This window comes from Pseudomonas sp. PB101 (genome assembly GCF_009764265.1).
In the GTDB taxonomy this organism is placed as follows: domain Bacteria; phylum Pseudomonadota; class Gammaproteobacteria; order Pseudomonadales; family Pseudomonadaceae; genus Aquipseudomonas.
The window spans coordinates 52548-72200 of sequence record NZ_RWIR01000004.1 but is presented as its reverse complement, the minus strand read 5'-3'; the positions used below and the strand labels follow the sequence as shown (position 1 = coordinate 72200).

At 59.3% G+C, this 19653-nt stretch carries 19 protein-coding genes; 13 read left to right on the top strand and 6 right to left on the bottom strand.

What is annotated here, in order from left to right; genetic code table 11:
* Positions 1-124 precede the first annotated feature (124 nt).
* From EI969_RS00720 to EI969_RS00695, 6 genes are all read left to right on the top strand, one after another.
* Positions 125-562 (top strand): hypothetical protein, encoded by a 438-nt coding sequence (locus EI969_RS00720; RefSeq protein ID WP_160385499.1) that lies wholly within the window; start codon positions 125-127, stop codon positions 560-562.
* A 1-nt stretch (position 563) separates the two neighbouring features.
* Positions 564-1154 carry an adhesin gene (locus EI969_RS00715; protein WP_160385498.1) on the top strand — a complete coding sequence of 197 codons (591 nt, stop codon included), beginning with the start codon at positions 564-566 and terminating at the stop codon, positions 1152-1154.
* A gap of 64 nt (positions 1155-1218) precedes the next feature.
* A complete protein-coding gene (locus EI969_RS00710) occupies positions 1219-2052 on the top strand; it encodes a heme utilization protein (protein ID WP_160385497.1) in 834 nt (277 codons plus the stop codon).
* Positions 2053-2113: 61 nt separating this feature from the next.
* A complete protein-coding gene (locus EI969_RS00705) occupies positions 2114-2794 on the top strand; it encodes a C39 family peptidase (protein WP_160385496.1) in 681 nt (226 codons plus the stop codon).
* Positions 2795-2820: 26 nt separating this feature from the next.
* Positions 2821-3594 carry a hypothetical protein gene (locus tag EI969_RS00700; RefSeq protein ID WP_160385495.1) on the top strand — a complete coding sequence of 258 codons (774 nt, stop codon included), beginning with the start codon at positions 2821-2823 and terminating at the stop codon, positions 3592-3594.
* A gap of 45 nt (positions 3595-3639) precedes the next feature.
* The gene (locus EI969_RS00695) at positions 3640-4947 is read left to right on the top strand and encodes a hypothetical protein (RefSeq protein ID WP_160385494.1); all 1308 of its coding nucleotides are present in this window, start codon (positions 3640-3642) and stop codon (positions 4945-4947) included.
* Positions 4948-5216: 269 nt separating this feature from the next.
* Here EI969_RS00695 and EI969_RS00690 read toward each other — a convergent pair whose 3' ends face one another.
* A complete protein-coding gene (locus EI969_RS00690) occupies positions 5217-6542 on the bottom strand; it encodes a sigma-54 dependent transcriptional regulator (protein ID WP_160385493.1) in 1326 nt (441 codons plus the stop codon).
* 342 nt (positions 6543-6884) lie between these two features.
* Between EI969_RS00690 and EI969_RS00685 the strand changes: the two genes are divergently transcribed.
* The 3 genes from EI969_RS00685 to nhaB all read left to right on the top strand — a co-directional run bounded on the left by EI969_RS00685 (position 6885) and on the right by nhaB (position 10307).
* On the top strand, positions 6885-7151 hold the full coding sequence (locus tag EI969_RS00685; protein ID WP_007970062.1) for a hypothetical protein: 267 nt from the start codon (positions 6885-6887) through the stop codon (positions 7149-7151).
* A gap of 285 nt (positions 7152-7436) precedes the next feature.
* Positions 7437-8726, top strand: coding sequence for a hypothetical protein (locus EI969_RS00680; RefSeq protein WP_160385492.1), 1290 nt, complete (start codon positions 7437-7439; stop codon positions 8724-8726).
* Positions 8727-8804: 78 nt separating this feature from the next.
* Positions 8805-10307 (top strand): sodium/proton antiporter NhaB, encoded by a 1503-nt coding sequence (gene nhaB, locus EI969_RS00675; RefSeq protein ID WP_160385491.1) that lies wholly within the window; start codon positions 8805-8807, stop codon positions 10305-10307.
* Between the two features lie 314 nt (positions 10308-10621).
* Here nhaB and zwf read toward each other — a convergent pair whose 3' ends face one another.
* Positions 10622-12136, bottom strand: a complete 1515-nt coding sequence (gene zwf / locus EI969_RS00670) for a glucose-6-phosphate dehydrogenase (RefSeq protein WP_160385490.1) — start codon at positions 12134-12136, stop codon at positions 10622-10624.
* Positions 12133-13137 (bottom strand): phosphogluconate dehydrogenase (NAD(+)-dependent, decarboxylating), encoded by a 1005-nt coding sequence (gene gnd, locus EI969_RS00665; RefSeq protein WP_371925820.1) that lies wholly within the window; start codon positions 13135-13137, stop codon positions 12133-12135. The genes zwf and gnd overlap by 4 nt, the downstream gene beginning before the upstream one ends.
* A 249-nt stretch (positions 13138-13386) precedes the next feature.
* On the opposite strand from gnd, the gene EI969_RS00660 reads away from it, so the two are divergent.
* The 3 genes from EI969_RS00660 to EI969_RS00650 all read left to right on the top strand — a co-directional run bounded on the left by EI969_RS00660 (position 13387) and on the right by EI969_RS00650 (position 15871).
* The gene (locus EI969_RS00660; protein ID WP_160385488.1) at positions 13387-13569 is read left to right on the top strand and encodes a DUF6026 family protein; all 183 of its coding nucleotides are present in this window, start codon (positions 13387-13389) and stop codon (positions 13567-13569) included.
* 199 nt (positions 13570-13768) lie between these two features.
* Entirely contained in the window at positions 13769-15505 is a 1737-nt protein-coding gene (locus EI969_RS00655) for a phosphoethanolamine transferase CptA (RefSeq protein WP_160385487.1), read from the top strand.
* A 156-nt stretch (positions 15506-15661) separates the two neighbouring features.
* Positions 15662-15871 (top strand): hypothetical protein, encoded by a 210-nt coding sequence (locus tag EI969_RS00650; RefSeq protein ID WP_160385486.1) that lies wholly within the window; start codon positions 15662-15664, stop codon positions 15869-15871.
* A 229-nt stretch (positions 15872-16100) separates the two neighbouring features.
* Here the strand turns inward: EI969_RS00650 and EI969_RS00645 are convergent, their stop codons facing one another.
* The 3 genes from EI969_RS00645 to zapE form a co-directional block, all read right to left on the bottom strand.
* Positions 16101-16592 carry a GNAT family N-acetyltransferase gene (locus EI969_RS00645; protein WP_160385485.1) on the bottom strand — a complete coding sequence of 164 codons (492 nt, stop codon included), beginning with the start codon at positions 16590-16592 and terminating at the stop codon, positions 16101-16103.
* Positions 16593-16707: 115 nt separating this feature from the next.
* A complete protein-coding gene (locus EI969_RS00640) occupies positions 16708-17289 on the bottom strand; it encodes a DinB family protein (RefSeq protein WP_160385484.1) in 582 nt (193 codons plus the stop codon).
* Between the two features lie 15 nt (positions 17290-17304).
* A complete protein-coding gene (gene zapE / locus EI969_RS00635; protein ID WP_160385483.1) occupies positions 17305-18423 on the bottom strand; it encodes a cell division protein ZapE in 1119 nt (372 codons plus the stop codon).
* Between the two features lie 156 nt (positions 18424-18579).
* Here zapE and EI969_RS00630 point away from each other — a divergent pair, with 156 nt between their 5' ends.
* On the top strand, positions 18580-19632 hold the full coding sequence (locus EI969_RS00630; protein ID WP_160385482.1) for an aldo/keto reductase: 1053 nt from the start codon (positions 18580-18582) through the stop codon (positions 19630-19632).
* The last annotated feature ends 21 nt before the right edge of the window (positions 19633-19653 follow it).

Genomic DNA, 19653 nt, shown 5'->3' with positions numbered 1-19653 from the left:
AAAGGGTTGCCGGAAAAAATCTGCAAGCCATTGAATCAACTCGATATTCAAATACCGGCACAACTTTCGCTCTATTCCTTGCACAGCTGACCAGGGACGGCCGTCAAATGAAGGAATAACTGTCGTGGGGATACTCAACAAAAAGGGCTTGACGTGCCTCCTGCTGATCGCGAGCGCAGGTGGCACGATACTCAGTTTCAACGCTCAAGCCGAAGGCAACGGTGTCATCGTGCTTGATCGTTCTGTTCACCCGACTCCCATCGGTCGCAGCGGCGGCAGGGATCCGAACCCGGCCACCATCAATGCCAACCCTTCTGCCCGCGTCACCGGCGAACTCAGCGACGCCGATATCGCCGGGGTTACCACCGGAACGACCCCTCATGGCAGCTTCGGGCAAACCCCGGGCGGCATGCAAGGCATGAATGTCATCACCAACCCCAACGGTTTGCCTGGCATGTCCGGCGGCCACGGAGGTGGCAGCGGCGGCGCCATTTCCGGAACCATCAATCGTGCCATGAGCACCGGCCTCGGCTCACTGGGCAGAATGGCGGGAGGTCAATGAGATGGATCGTTCCGTTTCTTTACCTGCCCTGTTACTTGCCCTGCTCGGCTGCACCAGCGTAATGGCCGATTCGGGCGTCAGTTCGGTGAACAATGCCACCCTCCAGGATTCCGGGACTCAATACCGAGGCAACCTCAGCGTCAACCAGGCGGCGGGTGATCAACAGCAGCAGGCCAACGTCCGCGCGATCGCCATCAGTACCGAAGCCGGTGCGACCACCAGCGTCCAGCAGAAAATCACCACGCCCGCCAATCCGTCAATGGATGCGACCGCCAGTATCGGTGGCACCTCCTTCAGTAATGGCAGCGGCGTACTGGGCGTCAACCAGAGTGCCGGGGCGAACAACCAGATGGCCAACGCAATGCGCATCAGCATCGGCGCTGCACCGCAGGCCGTTGACGACAGCGCCCTTTCTCAACAGAACGTGGCGTCGTTACCGAACTCGGGAGCAACTGGCACCCCAAACGGCAGTCGCCAGGTCGTGACAAGCGACCAGGCCTTCACCGGCAGCCGGGGAGTGATCCAGGTGAACCAGAGTGCCGGGGTGGGGAACCGAATGGCTAACACCCTGAGCATCCGGGTCGCTGAGTGACCCCGATACAGTGCAAATGGGGAAGTACCAGCACTTGATCAACTAATGAGCACGGAGAAACACCATGAACCCGACAACTGCTCTCAAACCACTCGCTTTCGCCCTGGCAGCAGTGATGGCACTCGCAGCCCAGGCTGATCCCGTGCAGGGCAATGGACAGGGCAGCAACCAACAGCCTGGTGGCCCGTCGCTGGATCAGATTCTGCAGATTACCGGAGGCGCCGGGGCCGCCGTACTGGATTCGCAGGAAAGCAGTGACAGCGCGACTGTGAACCGGGGCACCCAAAACGACGCTAAAATCGACAGTTCCCTGAACAACGCCAACGGCAACATGGGCGCCAACGTTGCAGCCGGTAACGGCAACCAACAGGACAACGCCGCCGCCCTCGCCACGGCCGACGAAGCCTTCATCTTCGGCTCCGCAGTCACCGTCTCCAGCGCGACTCAGAAAAGCACAGGCAACACCGCCAGGAACCGTTCCAGCACCAACAACACAACGCTCAATAACGCTGGCAACAGCGGTTCCGGCAACATCGGCATCAACGTGACCACCGGCGACTTCAACCAACAGAAAAACAACCTGGCGATTGCCGTTTCGGGCGGCCGTGTGGCCATAGCGGCGGCGGCGGCCAGCCAAAGCACGTCCGGGCTGAAGGTCAGCAACAACGGCAACGCCAGGACTGATTTCGTACCCGTGGGTGTACTCGGTCTGGCTGGCATAACCACTCAACAAGTGACGACGCCGGAAGGCTGGAGACCCCCTGTAACCAACAATGCTTCGATGACGGGCTCGATGAACAACTTCTCCGGCAACGGCGGTGCCAACATATCGTCCGGCGTCGGCAACCAGCAGAGCAACTCGCTGTCCATCGCCGCGGGCTGCAAATCATGCCCATAATCGAGATCGCCATGGAAGCTCCGGCGACGGTGCTTCTCTTCGGTCTCAAGGCATATCGTCCATGTGCAAGACGGCCCTTTTCGCCCTGCTGTGCCTGGCTGGCCTGACCCAGGCTGCACAGATGCCGGTTGCCGCCCTGCCGGGTGGCGTGCTGGTGTACAAGCACGTACAGAGTTTGCGTGAGCGCAAGTTCAGCGACATCGTCGAACAGAAAACCGATTTCAGCTGCGGCGCCGCCGCCCTCGCGACGATACTGCGCCAGGCCTATTGGCTCGACGTCGATGAGGAGCACGTCATCAAAGGCATGCTGGTGTACGCCGACCAGGAGCTGGTTCGTACCCAGGGTTTTTCCATGCTGGACATGAAGCGCTACATAGAAGGCATCGGCATGCGCGCCCGGGGCTACAGGATCCCGCCTGAAAAACTCGAAGCCGTGACGATTCCGGTGGTGGTATTGATGGAAATTCGCGGTTACAAGCACTTCGTGGTGTTGCAGAGATCGGACAGGAACTGGGTCTATATCGGCGACCCGGTACTCGGTCACAAACGCTACACCCATGATGACTTCGTCAAAGGATGGAATGGCATTATCTTCGCTATCATCGGTCCGGGTTACGACAAAACCAATGCGTTGCGCAGTCCACCGCAACCGCTGACAGCCAAGAACAAGCTGGATAACTTCAACCCGGTCAAGGATGCCGAATTGATGGATTTTGGTTTCATACAGAGCGATTTCTTTTAATCGCCAACAAGATGACAGGGGGCAGGATGCTCCGGGAGCAGCAAATGAAAACCTCGTATTGGGTGGTCGCTACCTGTCTGGCAGCGACCACTTCAGGTTTTGCTGATGAGTTCAGACCCATCGAAATCAAGGACCAGGAACTGGCCGAATTGCGTGGCCGGTATGTGATGCCGGGGCGGATCATCAGCTTCGGCGTTGTCATGAGCAGTACCTGGCGCAACGCCAGTGGTGATCTGATCGGGGCCTCCACCTCGATGCGACTTCAAGCTGCAACGGTCAAGCCCGAGTTTTATGTTTCAACCATCAAGCATTCCGGTAAGGGCAGTTCGCCCAACTCGGGTACAGGTTCGGGCACCGGTAATGTAACGGGTGGCGCCGGACTGAGCACCTCTCAAGGCATCACCCAGGTCACGCGGGCCGCTGGCGATGACAACAGCTCAAACAACAAGGTCACCATCAACGTCAAAGAGGCCAGCACGGCCACTGCGCCAGTGCGGAGCCGGGGTGAGGCGCTGGCAGCCGGTCAAACCATCACTGGCAGCAATGCTGCAGGCAGTGTCGCTGTGTCCGAGACCGGCGGCGGTGTTCAAGTGGCCATTACCGCCAGCAACAACCAGGGCTCAAGCCTGCAGCAAGTCGCCCAGGGCGGGTTACTGCAAAACACCCGGTTGCTGGGCAACAGCAATGTGGTCAACAACGTGACGCGACTCAACGTCGTGCTCGACAACAAAAGCCCGAGTGCTGGTGCATTGGGCTACAACCTGAACCAACTCGCTGCATTACGGACCTTGGGGTATTGAGCTACGCTGAGACACGAGCATTGGGCACAAATGGGCGGCTTTTTCATGTACCGATTGGTTTCACTGCGTGCAGTCATATGCTTGTGCTCTCTACTCCCGATGGCGATGGTGCAGGCAGCAACTGACCCGGAAATGGAGGCTCTCAAACAAGAACTTCTGGAATTGAAGCAGCGCTACGAAGTCCAGCAAAAAGCCCTGGCGGTTCTGGAACAACGGGTCCGCCAGGTTGAAAACCAGCCCTCTTCGCCCCCTCCCAAACGCCTGGTCAAGTCGCCAGCGGACCTGAAGGGCAACCAGGCAGTCGCCACCGGCACCGGTGCCGCGGCGGCTTCAGGGGGGGCCGCCGGGGGCGGCGGCAGCTCTTATGGTCAATCGCTGGTCGATGACTCACAACCGGCACAAAGCGTTTCAAACCTGTATGACGAGGCCAGCGGGTTCTTCGGCGGCGGCAAGTTCAGCGTCGAAACCGGGATAACCTATTCCCGATACGATACCCGCCAACTGGTCCTCAACGGCTTTCTCGCCCTGGACTCGATCTTTTTGGGCGCCATCAACCTGGACCGGATCAAGGCCGACACCTGGACGCTGGACCTCACCGGCCGCTACAACTTCAACAATCGCTGGCAGTTCGACCTGAACGTGCCGGTGGTCTACCGCCAGTCCACGTACCAGTCCGGTGGCGGCAATAACGGCTCCTCCAACGTCACGACCGAAGACACCATCAAGGAAGACCCGGCGATTGGTGACGCCAATTTCGGGATCGCCTACAAATTTCTCGACGAATCGGCCAACACGCCCGATGCCGTGCTGACCTTGCGCGTCAAGGCACCGACCGGCAAAGACCCGTTCGGCATCAAGCTGGTTCGTGTGGACACCAACTCCAACCTGGCCGTGCCTGAGTCCTTGCCGACCGGTAACGGCGTCTGGTCGATTACGCCGGGGATCTCTCTGGTCAAGACGTTCGATCCGGCAGTGCTGTTCGGCAGCCTGTCCTACACGCACAACCTGGAAGAGTCTTTCGACGACATCAGCTCCAACCCGGCGATCAAGACGCCAGGCAAGGTACGCATCGGCGACAGCTTCCAGATCGGTGCCGGCATTGCGTTTGCCCTGAACGAAAAGATGAGCATGTCGTTTTCGGTCTCAGACCTGGTGCAACGCAAAAGCCAGCTCAAGGAAGATGGCGGGGATTGGCAATCGGTGGTGTCCAGCGATGCCAACGCCGGTTACTTCAACATCGGCATGACCATTGCGGCCACCAACAACCTGACCATCGTCCCCAACCTGTCCATCGGCTTGACGGACGACGCCCCGGACTTCCAGTTCAGTTTGAAATTCCCTTACTACTTCTGACCCAAGGCAAAAAACCGCGGCAATTTGCATTGCCGCGGTTTTTTGGGGCTTTCACGGGTTTGGAGGCCCCTCATTATCGACTCGGACGCGACCTCTTGTAGGAGCCGGCTTGCTGGCGATGGTCGTTAACGCTAACGCGTATGGACTGGATAAACGCGGCGCAGTTGAGTCCTATCGCCAGCAAGCCGGCTCCTACAGTCCATCGTCGGCAAGCCGGCTCCTGCGGTTTCCCGGGAATGTGTGAGGAACCTTTTTTTTGCAGTTGGGGTTCAACGAATCTGGTGCTTGTGCAACAACCGGTAGAAGGTCGGACGCGACACCCCCAACACCTTGGCGGCGACACTCAGATTATCGCTGTGGCGGTTCAATACATCGCACAACGCCTGGCGCTCGGCCCGGGTCTTGTATTCTTCGAGGGTGCCCATCGGCGCGGCGATCGTGTGCTGACTGATCAGCCCCAGGTCGCGCGCCTCGATCTGCCGGCCCTCGGCCAACACCAGGCCGCGACGAACACGATTGGCCAGTTCACGCACATTGCCTGGCCAGTCGTGCTTGCCCATGGCAATCAAGGCGTCTTCGCTGAAACTGCGTGGGCGGCGCCCGGTTTCACGGCTATAGAAATGGGAGAAATGGTTGGCCAGCATCGACAAGTCGCCATGGCGCTCGCGCAGCGGAACGGTCACCACCTGCAGGACGTTGAGGCGGTAGTACAAGTCTTCGCGAAAGCGTTTCTTCTCGATGGCGGCTTCAAGGTCGACATTCGTCGCCGCCAGAACCCGCACATCCACCGCGATCGGCTGGCTGCCACCGATGCGCTCGATGTGTTTTTCCTGAAGGAAGCGCAGCAGATTGGCCTGCAACTCCAGTGGCAGGTCACCGATCTCGTCAAGAAACAGCGTGCCGCCGTTGGCGGCTTCTATCCGTCCGATCTTGCGCTGGTGCGCACCGGTAAATGCACCTTTCTCATGGCCGAACAGCTCGGACTGGATCAAATGTTCGGGAATCGCACCACAGTTGATCGCAATGAAGGGTTTGCTGTGTCGCTGGGACTGGCGATGCAGGGTTCGTGCGACCAATTCCTTGCCGGTGCCGCTTTCACCGCGAATCAGCACCGCAGATTCGGTCGGTGCCAGTTTGCTCAACAGTTTTCGCAGTTCACGCACAGGTTTGCTATCGCCCAGCAGTTCGTGCTCGGGCTGATCAACATGGACCGTACCCTGCCCACGTAACCGCGCCATGCCGAATGCCCGGCCCAGCGTTACCTGAACCCGGGCCACATCGAATGGCAGGGTATGGAAGTCAAAAAACCATTCACAGACAAAGTCACCGACATTTTGCAGTCGCAGCATTTCCTGATTGAGTACGGCAATCCACTCGGTGCCACTGCGGCTGATCAATTCCTTGACGGCGTCCGGATGCTCAAGGTGAAACGGCTGCAGGCGTAACAAGCCGACGTCACAGGTTCGGTCAGCGGCGTGCTCCAGCGTGCAGCTGTCAACGTCCCAACCGATAGAGCGCAATCCAGGGAGCAGACGATAGCAATCGTCGCAGGGGTCCACCACTAATAGACGTCGTGAAGCAGGTGCATCGCTCATGACTGTTCCTTGGCGCCAAAATAAAGAAAATTTATTAAAAACAGTCATTTGGCGGACCTGACTGTAACGTTAGCAAGAACTTGACGGATCCTTGTACCGTTTGACTATAGGGTTGTCATACATCCAGTTATAAGAAGTGCATTTGATAGTCACCTAACGACTCTTTCCTTTCATTCAGCTTTCAATGCCGGGCTCATTTGCGGGCATATGAAATAAAGTCGAAATTTCTTTTGATTGTGTGTGACCCAACCCCGGGTTGCGGGCATCAGTACAAGTAACCAGCCGAACGGTAAGCCCAACCGACGGCACATCACTTGACTGGGCATACAGAGAGAAGACCCTATGAACGCCCCGCTGCGTATCAACGAAGCACTTCTGATTGCCGACCGCGCATTTAAACCATTCAAATGCGTGGCCTGGGCTCCACAAGACGGTAATGGCGAGCTGAGCCTGACCGTTATCGACCGCACCAGCACCAGCATTGGCCGCAAGCAGATCCCGAGTAGCGCTTATTCCGATCCTGCGCAACTTGAACTGCTGCTGGAACAGGCCCGCGCCGAACTGAGCGAGGAAGGTTACACATTGCAGTCATGGTCGATGCCGCATTAATAGTCTTGCGGATTACCCCGGGGTAATCCGCGCCCTCCCCCTGTATTTAGTTGGGCTGATCGTTCTCGCCCCTCTACACTAATTGCCCCGTTAGTTTGAACTTTTGTGCAGTGGATTCTTTGCAGGCTTGCCATTGGTTCGAAAAGACACTGTTGTGGCACACAGCGACTCTCCGTCCGTTAGTTCTTACAGTTGTGCATCTCCCCATTCAGGGATTGAATATCCTCCTTATAAAGTCGCCACCCAAACTTCTGGATCAGGACGACTCGCAAGGAGATGCGGTTCATGTCAATCCAGTCCGCCATTGCCTGCTCCACCGTCCACGACACTGCCGGCACTCTCGATACGACGTTTGCCGCCCACGGCAAAACCCAGGTGTATTTCGCCGACAGCCTTTCCAGCATGGCCAATGACATCGCCATCGATGCCCAGGGTCGTTTGCTGGTGGCGGCAAAGGTCGGTATGGCCGACGGCAGCCGCTTTGGCCTGGCCCGATTGTTGGAAGACGGGTCGGCAGACCTCGCGTTCGGCCGGCAAGGCAGCGTCATCGGGCAATTCGAACCGGGATTCGAGGCCATGGGTGCCAAGGTCCTGGTCATGCCCGACGGCAATATCCTGTTGGCCGGCCTGCATTATGAAAACGCCAACCGCACACTCCCGGCCTTGGCATTGTTCGATCAGGAGGGTCGCCTGGTTCAAGGCTTTGGCGACAATGGCCGGCGTGTCGTGCGCTTGCCGGGCGGTCTGTCCCTTGGCGTGCGCGATGTCTGGCTGCCCCCCGGAGTGCCGGGCGCGGAAGCCTGCGATGTGGACGTACAGCCAGACGGCCGGATCCTTGTTCTGGCCAACCATCACTTCGAACTGGCCGATCACGTGGGCCTGTTGATACGGCTGGATGTCGAAGGCTCGCTGGACTGCTCGTTCAATGGCCGCGGCTTTGTGGTGGTCCGGCACCTGCTGATGAATACCTGGCTCAGCAGCCTCACGGTACAAAGTGACGGCCGGGTTCTGGTAGCAGGGTCGATCAACTTTCCTGAAGAAGGCTTGCTGGCGCGTTACCACGCCGACGGCCGCCTCGACGACAGTTTTGCCGTGGATGGATTCCTGACGTTCAAGGCGCAGGGCCATGGCGCCCGGGTCAGTCAGGTGGTCCAGCAAAACAACGGCGACGTCTTGTGTTTTGGCAGCAGTCGCGAGCCGATGCAGTGCCTGACATTCAAAATGCACAGCAACGGGCGCCCCGACAATCATTGCAACGGCGGACATCCGCAACGGCTGGAGATCGGTCACAACGGATGCCAGTGGACCGCCGTGCAGCTGCAGCCCGACGGCAGTGTGCTCACGGTGGGTGCAACCATCGGCGGCGTGGAAGCAGACTTCCTTCTCGGTCGCTACCTGCCCGACGGCCATCCCGATTGCCACTTTGGCCCAGGCTGCGGTTATACGCGTACCCGCCTCGGCCCCAGCCTGGATACTGCCACCTGTGTCGCCGCGCAGGCCGATGGAAATATCGTCGTGGGCGGCTATTCACTCCACGGAAACTACAAGGCGGTCATCGCTCGCTATCAGGGCTGAACACCTGCATTTTTCTTGCGCTTGATCTTCTCGCGCGCTTGCGGCAACTTGCGCGCTTCTCAAGACAAGGAGCAGCCGATGTCCGGTTCAATGGCCCAGGCGTTCGCGCACAACTTTCTCGGGCACTCGCCCCGTTGGTACAAGGCCTGCATCGTCGGCTTTCTGATTCTCAATGCCCTGGTCCTGTGGACTGTCGGCCCGGTGGCCGCTGGCTGGTTGCTGGTGCTGGAGTTCATCTTCACCCTGGCCATGGCACTCAAGTGTTATCCGCTGATGCCCGGTGGACTGCTGTTGATTGAAGCCCTGCTGTTGAAGATGACCACGCCCCAAGCGCTGTATGACGAGTTGCTGCACAACTTCCCGGTAATCCTGCTGTTGATGTTCATGGTCGCCGGCATCTACTTCATGAAGGACTTGTTGCTCTACCTGTTCTCGCGCCTGCTGCTGGGGGTTCGCTCCAAGGCCTCGCTGTCCCTGATGTTCTGCTTTTTGTCGGCGTTTCTGTCGGCATTCCTTGATGCCCTGACCGTGACCGCCGTGATCATCAGTGCCGGCGTAGGCTTTTATTCGGTGTATCACCGGGTCGCCTCGGGCAACGATCCACGCCAGGACAGCGAATATAGCGACGATAATCATCTGCCGACCCTGCATCAGGGCGATCTCGAACAGTTCCGCGCCTTTCTGCGCAGCCTGCTGATGCACGGTGCCGTGGGTACCGCGCTGGGCGGTGTCTGTACGCTGGTCGGTGAACCGCAGAACCTGCTGATCGGCCATGAAATGGGGTGGCACTTCGCCGAGTTCTTCACCCAGGTTGCGCCGGTATCCCTGCCGGTACTGGTGGCAGGCTTGGTCACGTGCGTCCTTCTGGAAAAGCTGCGCTGGTTCGGATACGGCACGCTGCTGCCGGATAACGTCCGTGCGGTACTGGCCAACTACGCCGCCGAGGACGATGCCGAACGCACCACGCGCCAGCGGGCCGCACTCCTGGTGCAAGGCGCTGCCGCATTGATTCTGATTGCCGGCCTGGCGTTTCACATCGCCGAAGTGGGCTTGATCGGCTTGATGGTGATCGTGTTGATCACGGCGTTTACCGGGATTACCGACGAACATCGCCTGGGTACTGCATTCAAGGACGCCATGCCGTTTACCGCCTTGCTGGTGGTGTTCTTTGCCGTGGTCGCGGTGATTCACGACCAGCAACTGTTTTCCCCGCTGATCCACTGGGTACTGACGCTGCCGGCGGATCAACAACCAGGCATGCTGTTCATTGCCAACGGCCTTTTGTCCGCCATCAGCGACAACGTATTCGTGGCAACCATTTACATCACCGAAGTGAAGCGCGCATTCATGGCCGGTGAGATGACCCGCGAACATTTCGAGACGCTGGCCATTGCGATCAACACCGGTACCAACCTGCCAAGCGTGGCGACACCCAACGGCCAGGCGGCGTTTCTGTTCCTGCTGACCTCGGCGATCGCACCGCTGGTGCGCCTGTCTTACGGGCGGATGGTGTGGATGGCGTTACCGTACACCGTGGTGATGGGTTTGCTGGGTTGGTATGCGGTGAGCTACTGGCTCTGACAGCGCCGAGCCCTTTGTGGCGAGGTTCCTACAGGTGAAGGTCACGCGGTGTTTTTGTAGGAGCTGGCTTGCCAGCGATGGTCGTTAACGATAACGCGTGTAACCAGGATAAACGCGGCGCACTTGAGTCCATCGCCAGCAAGCCGGCTCCTACAGGTGAAGGTCACGCGGTCCCATGTAGGAGCGAGCCTGCTCGCGATGGACGTTAACGATAACGCGTGTAACCTGGATAAACGCGGCGCACTTGAATCCATCGCCGGCAAGCCCTCTCGCCACAAAGGCTCGCTCCCACAAGGGTAAGGGGGAGGACTCCCTCATCCAAGGCGGTGCCAGACGCGACCGTCACGGGTGAGCAACTCTTCGCCGGCCTTGGGGCCGTTTTCTCCGGCGGCATAGCTCTGCACGCTGGAATCCTGGTGCCAGGCATCGAGAAACGGCTGCACGGCGCGCCAGCCGTTTTCGATGTTGTCGGCGCGCTGGAACAAGGTCTGGTCGCCAGTCAGGCAATCGTAGATCAGCGTTTCGTAGCCGGTGGACGGCTGCATCTCGAAGAAGTCCTTGTAGGCAAACCCCAGCTCGATGTTGTCCATTTTCAGGGCCTGACCGGGGCGCTTGGCCAACAAGTCGAACCACATGCCTTCGTTCGGCTGGATCTGAATGCGCAGATAGGTCGGCTGCAACTCATCGACCTCGGTATCGCGGAACTGCGCATAGGGTGCCGGTTTGAAACAGATGACGATCTCGGTGTCACGCACGCTCATGCGCTTGCCGGTGCGCAGGTAGAACGGCACCCCGACCCAACGCCAGTTGTCGATCATGACCTTGAGGGCCACATAGGTTTCGGTATTGCTGTCGGGCGCGACCTTGTCTTCCTGGCGATAGCCAGGCAGTGACTTGCCGTCGATCTCGCCCGCGGCGTATTGGCCGCGCACCGAATTGGCGCGGGCCTCCTCGACCGTCCAGGGCCTGATCGCGCCGACGACCTTGGCTTTCTCGCCGCGCACCGCGTCGGCGCCAAACGCCGCCGGTGGCTCCATCGCCACCATCGCCAGCAACTGGAACAGGTGATTGGGCACCATGTCCCGCAGCGCGCCGGTGTGCTCATAAAAACTGCCACGGGTTTCCACGCCGACGGTTTCGGCGGCGGTGATCTGCACGTGGTCGATGTAGTGATTGTTCCAGAACGCTTCGAACAGGCTGTTGGAAAAACGGCTGACCAGAATGTTCTGTACCGTTTCCTTGCCCAGGTAATGGTCGATCCGGTAGATCTGCTTTTCCGTCATGACCTTGAGCAGGCAGGCGTTCAAGGCTTCGGCCGTTTGCAGGTCGGAGCCGAAGGGCTTTTCGATCACCACCCTTCTGAACGCCTCTGGGGTTTCCTCCAGCAAGCCGGCGGCACCGAGTCGGCGCGCCACTTCACTGAAGAAACGCGGCGCGGTGGCCAGGTAGAACACCGCATTGCCGGTTCCGCTGTCGGCGATTTTCGCCGCCAGCGCTTGATAGGTGCTGTCGTCCAGGAAATCGCCCTGGACATAGCTGATGCCTTTGGCAAGTCTGGACCAGACCGCTGGATCAAGGGTGTGGTCACCCTTGCCAGCCATCTCGCCGCGAATGAAGTCTTCGAGCTTTTGCGCAAAACCTTCATCGCTGATGGCGTTGTGGTCAACGCCGATGATCCGCAGTCCATCCCCGAGCAGGCCGTTGCGCTTGAGGTTATACAGCGCTGGCACCAACAGACGCTTGACCAGGTCGCCATGGGCGCCAAACAGAAACAGCGTCGTCGCGGGTGCGGGCTCGGCCTTGGATTTCCTGCGGATCGCGTGGGTCATTTTTTCGAGGTCTCCACATGGCCGCCGAAGCCGAAGCGCTGGGCCGAGAGCACCTTGTCGCCAAAGGTGCCCTGCCCGCGCGAACGGTAGCGCGAGAACAGCGAGTTCGACAGCACCGGCACCGGCACCGCTTGCTCCATGGCGGCTTCGATGGTCCATTGACCTTCACCGCTGTCGGCCACGGACCCGGAGAAACCGTCGAGTTTCGGATCGCTGGCCAGGGCGTCGGCCGTCAGGTCGAGCAACCACGAGGACACCACGCTGCCACGGCGCCAGACTTCGGCGATGTCGGCGACGTTCAGGTCGAAACGCTGGTCTTGCGGCAGGTTCTCGCTGTTTTTGGTCTTCAGAATGTCGAAGCCTTCTGCGAACGCCTGCATCATTCCGTATTCGATGCCGTTGTGGATCATCTTGACGAAATGCCCGGCGCCCGCAGGGCCTGCGTGAATGTAACCACGCTCGGCACGGTCGTCGTCGGACTTGCGGTCCTTGGTGCGCGGGATGTCACCCATGCCCGGAGCCAGGGTGGCGAACAGCGGGTCGAGACGCTTAACCGTCGCAGCATCGCCGCCGATCATCATGCAGTAACCACGCTCCAGGCCCCAGACACCGCCGGACGTACCGACGTCGATGTAATGCAGGCCTTTTTCCGACAGGGTCTTGGCCCGGCGGATATCGTCCTTATAAAAGGTATTGCCGCCGTCGATGATGGTGTCGCCGGCTTCGAGCAAGGTGCCGAGGGTGTCGATGGTCTCTTCGGTCGGCGCGCCGGCCGGCAGCATGACCCAGATCGCACGCGGCTTGGCCAGGCCGGCGACCAGGGCCGGCAGATCGGCGACGCCGGTGGAACCCTCTGCGGCCAGGGCTTCGACAAAGGCGGTATTGCGGTCATAAACAACGGTGGTGTGCCCGTTGAGCATCAGGCGCCGTGCAATATTGCCGCCCATGCGGCCCAGTCCAATAATCCCGAGTTGCATGTGCTGATGCTCCCTACTACAAATAAAATGTGTGTCAAAGGTTATAGCCCAACGCGACTCATGAGGTTAGTCCAGAGCGTTGGCGTGAAGTTTCCGGGCATTGTGCCCGATCCTGATGGATAACGTCGCGAATCAAGCCGGAGACACAACGACAATGAAAAATAAAAAAGTTCCCTTTGGGGGCAAAAGAAATCAAAATTGGCGCCGATAGTAGATCAGCCGTTGATTTCGAGGCGGATCTACAGTTGAGACACGCCATTTGCGAGGTGAGCAATGGGCACAGTACACACCGCACTGCCAGCACAAACCCTTTACGTCACTATCCGTCGCGATGAATTGCGTCAGTTGAAGGACGAACGCGATCAATTGAAACAGGAGCTGGCGCAGTTGCGACTGCTGCTGCAAACGGGTCAGACGCAGCCCCTGGCTGTGACGCAACGCGCCCCACACGCCTGATTCCCTCGCTTCAAGCGGGAGCAGCCTGCACTGCTTCCGCACCGGCTTGCGCCCTGCCATCTCTGGCAACTCACGAAATTTTCACATTTGTTTCACGATAATTAGCCGTTTATGGTCGCTTAATTGCGCGCGACCCTCGTTCGTCGTCCGCGATATTCAAGTCCCGGCGGTGGTAGTGAATTCTCGGCTGGAGCGCTGAATGTCTTTGTTCAAACGCAGCAAAACGACTGCGGCAGGTTTTGACTGGGCCGGATTCATCTGGCTGTTCGTATTCTTCTGGTACTTTTCCGGCATTACCCAACTGCTGATCCAGCTGACTGGCACCTCCGGCTTCACCGGTTTCCGCCAGGCCTTTGTCATGAGCGCGATCTGGCTCGCGCCGATGTTGCTGTTCCCCCGGCAAACCCGCGTCATGGCTGCCGTCATCGGCGTTGTGCTGTGGGCGTGCTCCATGGCGAGCCTGGGCTACTTCTTCATTTATCAGCAGGAGTTTTCCCAGAGCGTCATCTTCATCATGTTCGAGTCGAACGTGTCTGAAGCCGGCGAGTACATGACCCAGTACTTTGCCTGGTGGATGGTTCCGGCATTCCTGGCCCACACTGCGTTTGCCTGGTTCCTGTGGACGCGCCTGCGCCCGGTGTACCTGCCCCGTGGCAAGGCCATCGCGGCGGCCGTGGCCATCGTGGTGGCGGTGGTCGGTTATCCGCTGATCAAGCAGACCTCGCGCACCGGCAGTTTCGCTGAAGGCTTCGACAAGTTCGAAACCCGCATCGAGCCGGCAGTGCCATGGCAGATGGCCGTGGCCTATCACCGTTACCTGGAAACCCTGGCAGGCATGCAGGACATGCTCGACAGCGCCAGCAAGATTCCACCCCTGCACAACCTCAAGGACGCCATGGCCAACCAGCCTGCGACCCTGGTGCTGGTGATCGGTGAGTCCACCAACCGTCAGCGCATGAGCCTGTACGGTTATCCGCGGTCAACCACGCCGGAACTGGACAAGCTCAAGGATCAACTGGACGTTTTCGACAACGTCATTACCCCGCGCCCCTACACCATTGAAGCGCTGCAGCAGGTCCTGACCTTCGCCGATGAAGAAAACCCGGACCTCTACCTGTCGACGCCATCGTTGGTCAGCATGATGAAACAGGCCGGTTACAAGACCTTCTGGATCACCAACCAGCAGACCATGACCAAGCGCAACACCATGCTCACGACCTTCTCCGAACAAGCCGACGAGCAGGTGTACCTGAACAACAACCGCAACCAGAACGCCGCCCAGTACGATGGCGACGTGATCGAGCCGTTCAACAAGGCCCTGGCGGATGCCGCGCCACGCAAACTCATCGTCGTGCACCTGCTCGGCACGCACATGAGCTACCAGTACCGTTACCCGTCGACCTTCGACAAGTTCCAGGATCGCAATGGAGTACCGGCCGGCGTACGTGACGATCAGGTGCCGACGTACAACAGCTATGACAATGCCGTGCTGTACAACGACTTCGTGGTGTCGAGCCTGATCAAGGACTACGCCAGGACCGATCCGAACGGCTTCTTGCTGTACCTCTCCGACCATGGCGAAGACGTGTTCGACTCCGCGGGCCACAACACGCTCGGGCGCAACGAAAACAAGCCGACGGCGCCGATGTACACCATTCCGTTCATGACCTGGGCTTCGCCGAAATGGCGGGCAAGCCATGACTGGAACGTCGCCGGTGATCTCTCGCGTCCTTACAGCAGTTCGCACCTGATCCACACCTGGGCCGATCTGGCGGGCCTGAGCTTCGATGAGCTCGATCACAGCAAAAGCCTGGTCAGCGACAGTTTCAAGGCCCGGCCACTGATGATCGGCAACCCGTATGAGCGCCAGCAACGGGCGTTGATCGACTTCAGCCTGATGAAGCCGAAAGCGCCCCCTACGGTCGTCCAGCAGTAATCCTTTCAGGGGCCGGTTCCGGCCCCTTTTTCATGCTGGCTTTCCAGCAACCGGCGTTAATTCCCTTTTAACGGAATCGGCGGATAATGCCATTTCGACACTGCTTCATAGATTCATGGACGAAAGGCATCCGACATCTGTAGTGGGAGGCAAACCATGAAACGCACCGCAATGATCCTCGCCGGCCTGATGGCCTTGGGTTCGACCAGCGCTTTTGCCGAAGGCGGAGCCGAACGCATGCGCTATTACTTCGAAAGCCTGCGGCTGGCCCAGCAAGCAGCGCTGGGCCACCCAGTCCAAAGCAACGAGCTGCGGGTTCCGGACGATCAGACCGCACAAATGACTGAGACCTACAGACCGAAATGATCCTCTGGCTCTACAGTCGAAGAAGACCGTTTGGGCGTCCTGATGGACGCCCTTTTTTTAGGGATTTCACTGGTTTGAAGGTCACGCGGTCTCTTGTAGGAGCTGGCTCGCCAGCGATGGTCGTGAACGATAACGCGTGCAAACAGGATAAACGCGGCGCACTTGAGTCCATCGCCGGCAAGCCGGCTCCTACAGGTGTTGCGTGAAAAACCCTTTTTCGGCTATCGGGTCAGAGGCTCTTGGTCCAGAACAGCATCCGTCCATGGGCAGGATCGAACATGCCGGCGGCGAAACCGGCTTTTTCATAGGAGCCCTGCGCCACGGTGTTGCCTTCGAGCACTTCCAGGGTGAGCTTGCAGCAACCCCGCTGACGGGCGATGTCCTCGACCTTTTGCAGCATTTTCTGGCTCAAGCCCAGGCCGCGAAACTTTTTCACCACCGACACATCGTGAACATTGACCAACGGCCGGCAGGCAAAGGTCGAGAACCCCTCGAAGCAATTGACCAGGCCCGCCGGCTCGCCTCCGACGAAGGCCAGCACGCTGAAGGCGTGGGGACGCCTGGCCAGCTCTGCCGGCAGTTGCTCCAGCACATGCGCTGGCAACGACTGGCCACCCCCCATCGGGTCCTCGGCGTAGTGGTTCAATACCAGGCAAATAGCCTCGGCATGCACCGGATTGGTGTAGCTGGCCTGAAGCACAAGAATTTCTGCGGAGTCCATTTCCATCCTCGATCACACATGAAGTAGCCCCCAGCGTGTATTTCACGCTGAAGTGCCGGCCGACCATAGCGCGAGCACCGTGGTATCGACAATCGCAACCGCGTAATTCTTTGGTTCAAGCGCCCCAGATCAAGGCTTCGGTCCATCCCAGCTCGGCAAAATCCTCGGCCCGCAAGTGCGACTCGCCGGCGCAGAAAAATTCATCGAGTTGCGGTGGCTTGACCGAGGTGCCGCTGAGCATGGCGTGAACCTGACCGCGATGATGGATCTGGTGCTCGAACAAGTGGGACAGAAGGCGCAAACGGCTGTCGTGTTGCGGGGTGTCGCGGGCGATGGTGACGATTTTGCCGAGACTGGCATCACGCAGTTGCTCGCAATAGGCGATCAACCGACGGTCGACCTGGGCCTGCTCACTGACGAGGTCGGTCGCGAGCAGGCAGGGTTCGTCTTCCTTGAAAAACACCTGGTAATCGGGATGCGGATCGTCGCCGCGCATTTCGCGCTCCAGTGCATCCACATAAAACCAGTCGCAGGTGAGGATGTGGTTGAGGGTGGCGCGGATGCCGGGAAAAAAGCTGACCCGGGGTGCGCTCAGCTCCTGCGCGGTCAATTGTCTCCAGGCCTTGGCCAGTCGGTGATTGGCCCAGGCGTTCTGATAGGCCATGGTCAGCAGATGGTGCGACAGGGGCTGGTTCATGTGTGCTGCTCCCGATCAAACTTCGGCAAACCGTTGCAACTGCATTTCCTGCAATCGACTGAGGGTGCGACGGAACGGGAATTCCAGGTAACCCTCGGTGTACAGCGACGCCATCGGCACCTGCGCTTCAAGGTACAGCGGCACCTTGCGGTCATAGCACTCGTCCACCAGGGCAATGAACCGGCGCACACCGTCGTCATGCACCGACAGCTGCGGCAATTCGCGGTCCCCCGCGTCCACCCGCTCGACACCGTCCTCGGTGCCGCGGGCAATGCGCCCGGCGCGTTTTTGCGCGCTGAGGTTGGGGACATCGCTCAATAGAATAGCGCTGTAGGTGTCGCACAGGGCGATGAAATCCATGGACGCGAAGGGTTGTTCGCACAGCGCCGGGTAGCGGGTCCAGAGCACGGTCGGGCTGGCTTCGAGCACTTCCAGCGAGCGGTAACCGACCTGCACCGGCTGGCTCGATACCGACTGGCCGACGCTCAACGCCTGGAACACTTCACCCAGCGCGCCGGGCTTGCCGGGCTCGGCCACCCAATAGCGCTGCGAAGCGGCCCCCGGATGCAGGCGATGGTCTTCCCCGCCATCCACCGCGATCACCTGCATGTGTTGCTTGATCGCCGCGATGGCAGGCAGGAAACGATCACGATTGAAACCATCGGCGTACAACTGGTCCGGCGGCAGATTGGAGGTGCAGACCACCACCACGCCCTGCTCGAACATCACCTGGAACAGACGCCCGAGAATGATCGCGTCGCCGATGTCATTGACGAACAGTTCGTCGAAACACAGCACGCGAACCTCTTCGGCCAATTCACGGGCCAGCGCCTTGAGCGGGTCGGCGGTGCCGGTCAGTTGAAACGAGCGCTGGTGCACCCAGCCCATGAAGTGGTGAAAGTGCTGGCGCCGCGCCGGGACTTGCAGGCTTTGGTAGAACTGGTCCATCAACCAGGTCTTGCCCCGCCCCACAGGCCCCCAGAGGTACACGCCGGAAATGGACGAGCGGCCTTCGTGCAGTGCTTCGTGGCATTTTTGCAGCGCCCACACGGCATGTTCCTGGGCCTCGTCCTGGACGAAGCCCTTTTGTTCGATGGCGTGCTGCCAGGCGCTTAAGGGGGATTCGATAGTCATGGGCGGCAGTATGCCATTGTGGATTGCCAGCGCGACCATTGATCGGCGGTTTTGTGCAGGGAAGAAAAGTACCTTGACGATTTAAATTACCAGCATCATATTTAATACATGTCACACGACATCTATAAACCCGTCGCCCCTCTCTGGAGTCATCCCATGCATTACAAAGTTTTCGGTCGTAAAACCGGTTTGCGTGTTTCCGAACTGGCCCTGGGCGCCGGTAATTTCGGTACCGGTTGGGGCCATGGTGCCGAGCGTGACGAAGCCAGACGCATTTTTGATGGCTATCGGGAAGCCGGTGGAAACTTCATCGATACCGCCAATGGCTATCAGGGCGGGCAGTCCGAGGCCATGCTCAGTGAATTCATCAATGTGGAACGCGACAGCCTGGTCATCGCCACCAAATACACCTTGGGGACTACACCGGCGGATGGCATTTCCCACACCGGCAACAGTCGCAAGAACATGGTGCGCGCCGTCGAAGAAAGTCTCAAACGGCTGAAGACTGATCACATCGACCTGTTCTGGGCCCACATGAGCGATGGCGTCACCCCCATGGAAGAGATCCTGCGCGGCTTCGACGATCTGGTCAGTGCCGGCAAGATCCACTACGCCGGGCTGTCGAACTTCCCCGCATGGCGCATCGCCCGCGCCGACCTTCTGGCCGAGATCCGGGGTTTTGCGCTGATTGCCGCGATCCAGGTCGAGTATAGCCTCGCCGAACGCAGCGCCGAACGTGAACAACTGCCGATGGCCGAAGCCCTGGGCCTGGCCGCGACCTTGTGGTCACCATTGGGTGGCGGTTTCCTGACCGGCAAATACCGCAACACCGAAGGGGACAACCGCGCGAACAAGCTCGGCATGTTGATTCATGCTGAAAAAAGCGCCCGCGAAACCGCTCTGCTCGACACCTTGATCGACGTCGCCACAGAGCTGGACGCCAGCCCGACCCACGTGGCCATTGCCTGGCTGCGGGAAAAGGCCAAACGCTCGACCACCGCGCTGATTCCAATCCTCGGTTCCCGTACCCGTGAACAGCTGGACGCCACATTGGGCGCGCTGAATGTGCAGTTGAGCGCTGAGCAATTGGCCCGACTGGATGGCGTCAGTGAAGTGGCCAAAGGGGTGCCGCACGAATCCATTTCCGGTTCGTTCGCGCGGTTCAGTGGTGGTCAGATCCTCGACCTGCCGATCGTCCCAGTGGCCTGACGCAAATCAAACCTGTAGGAG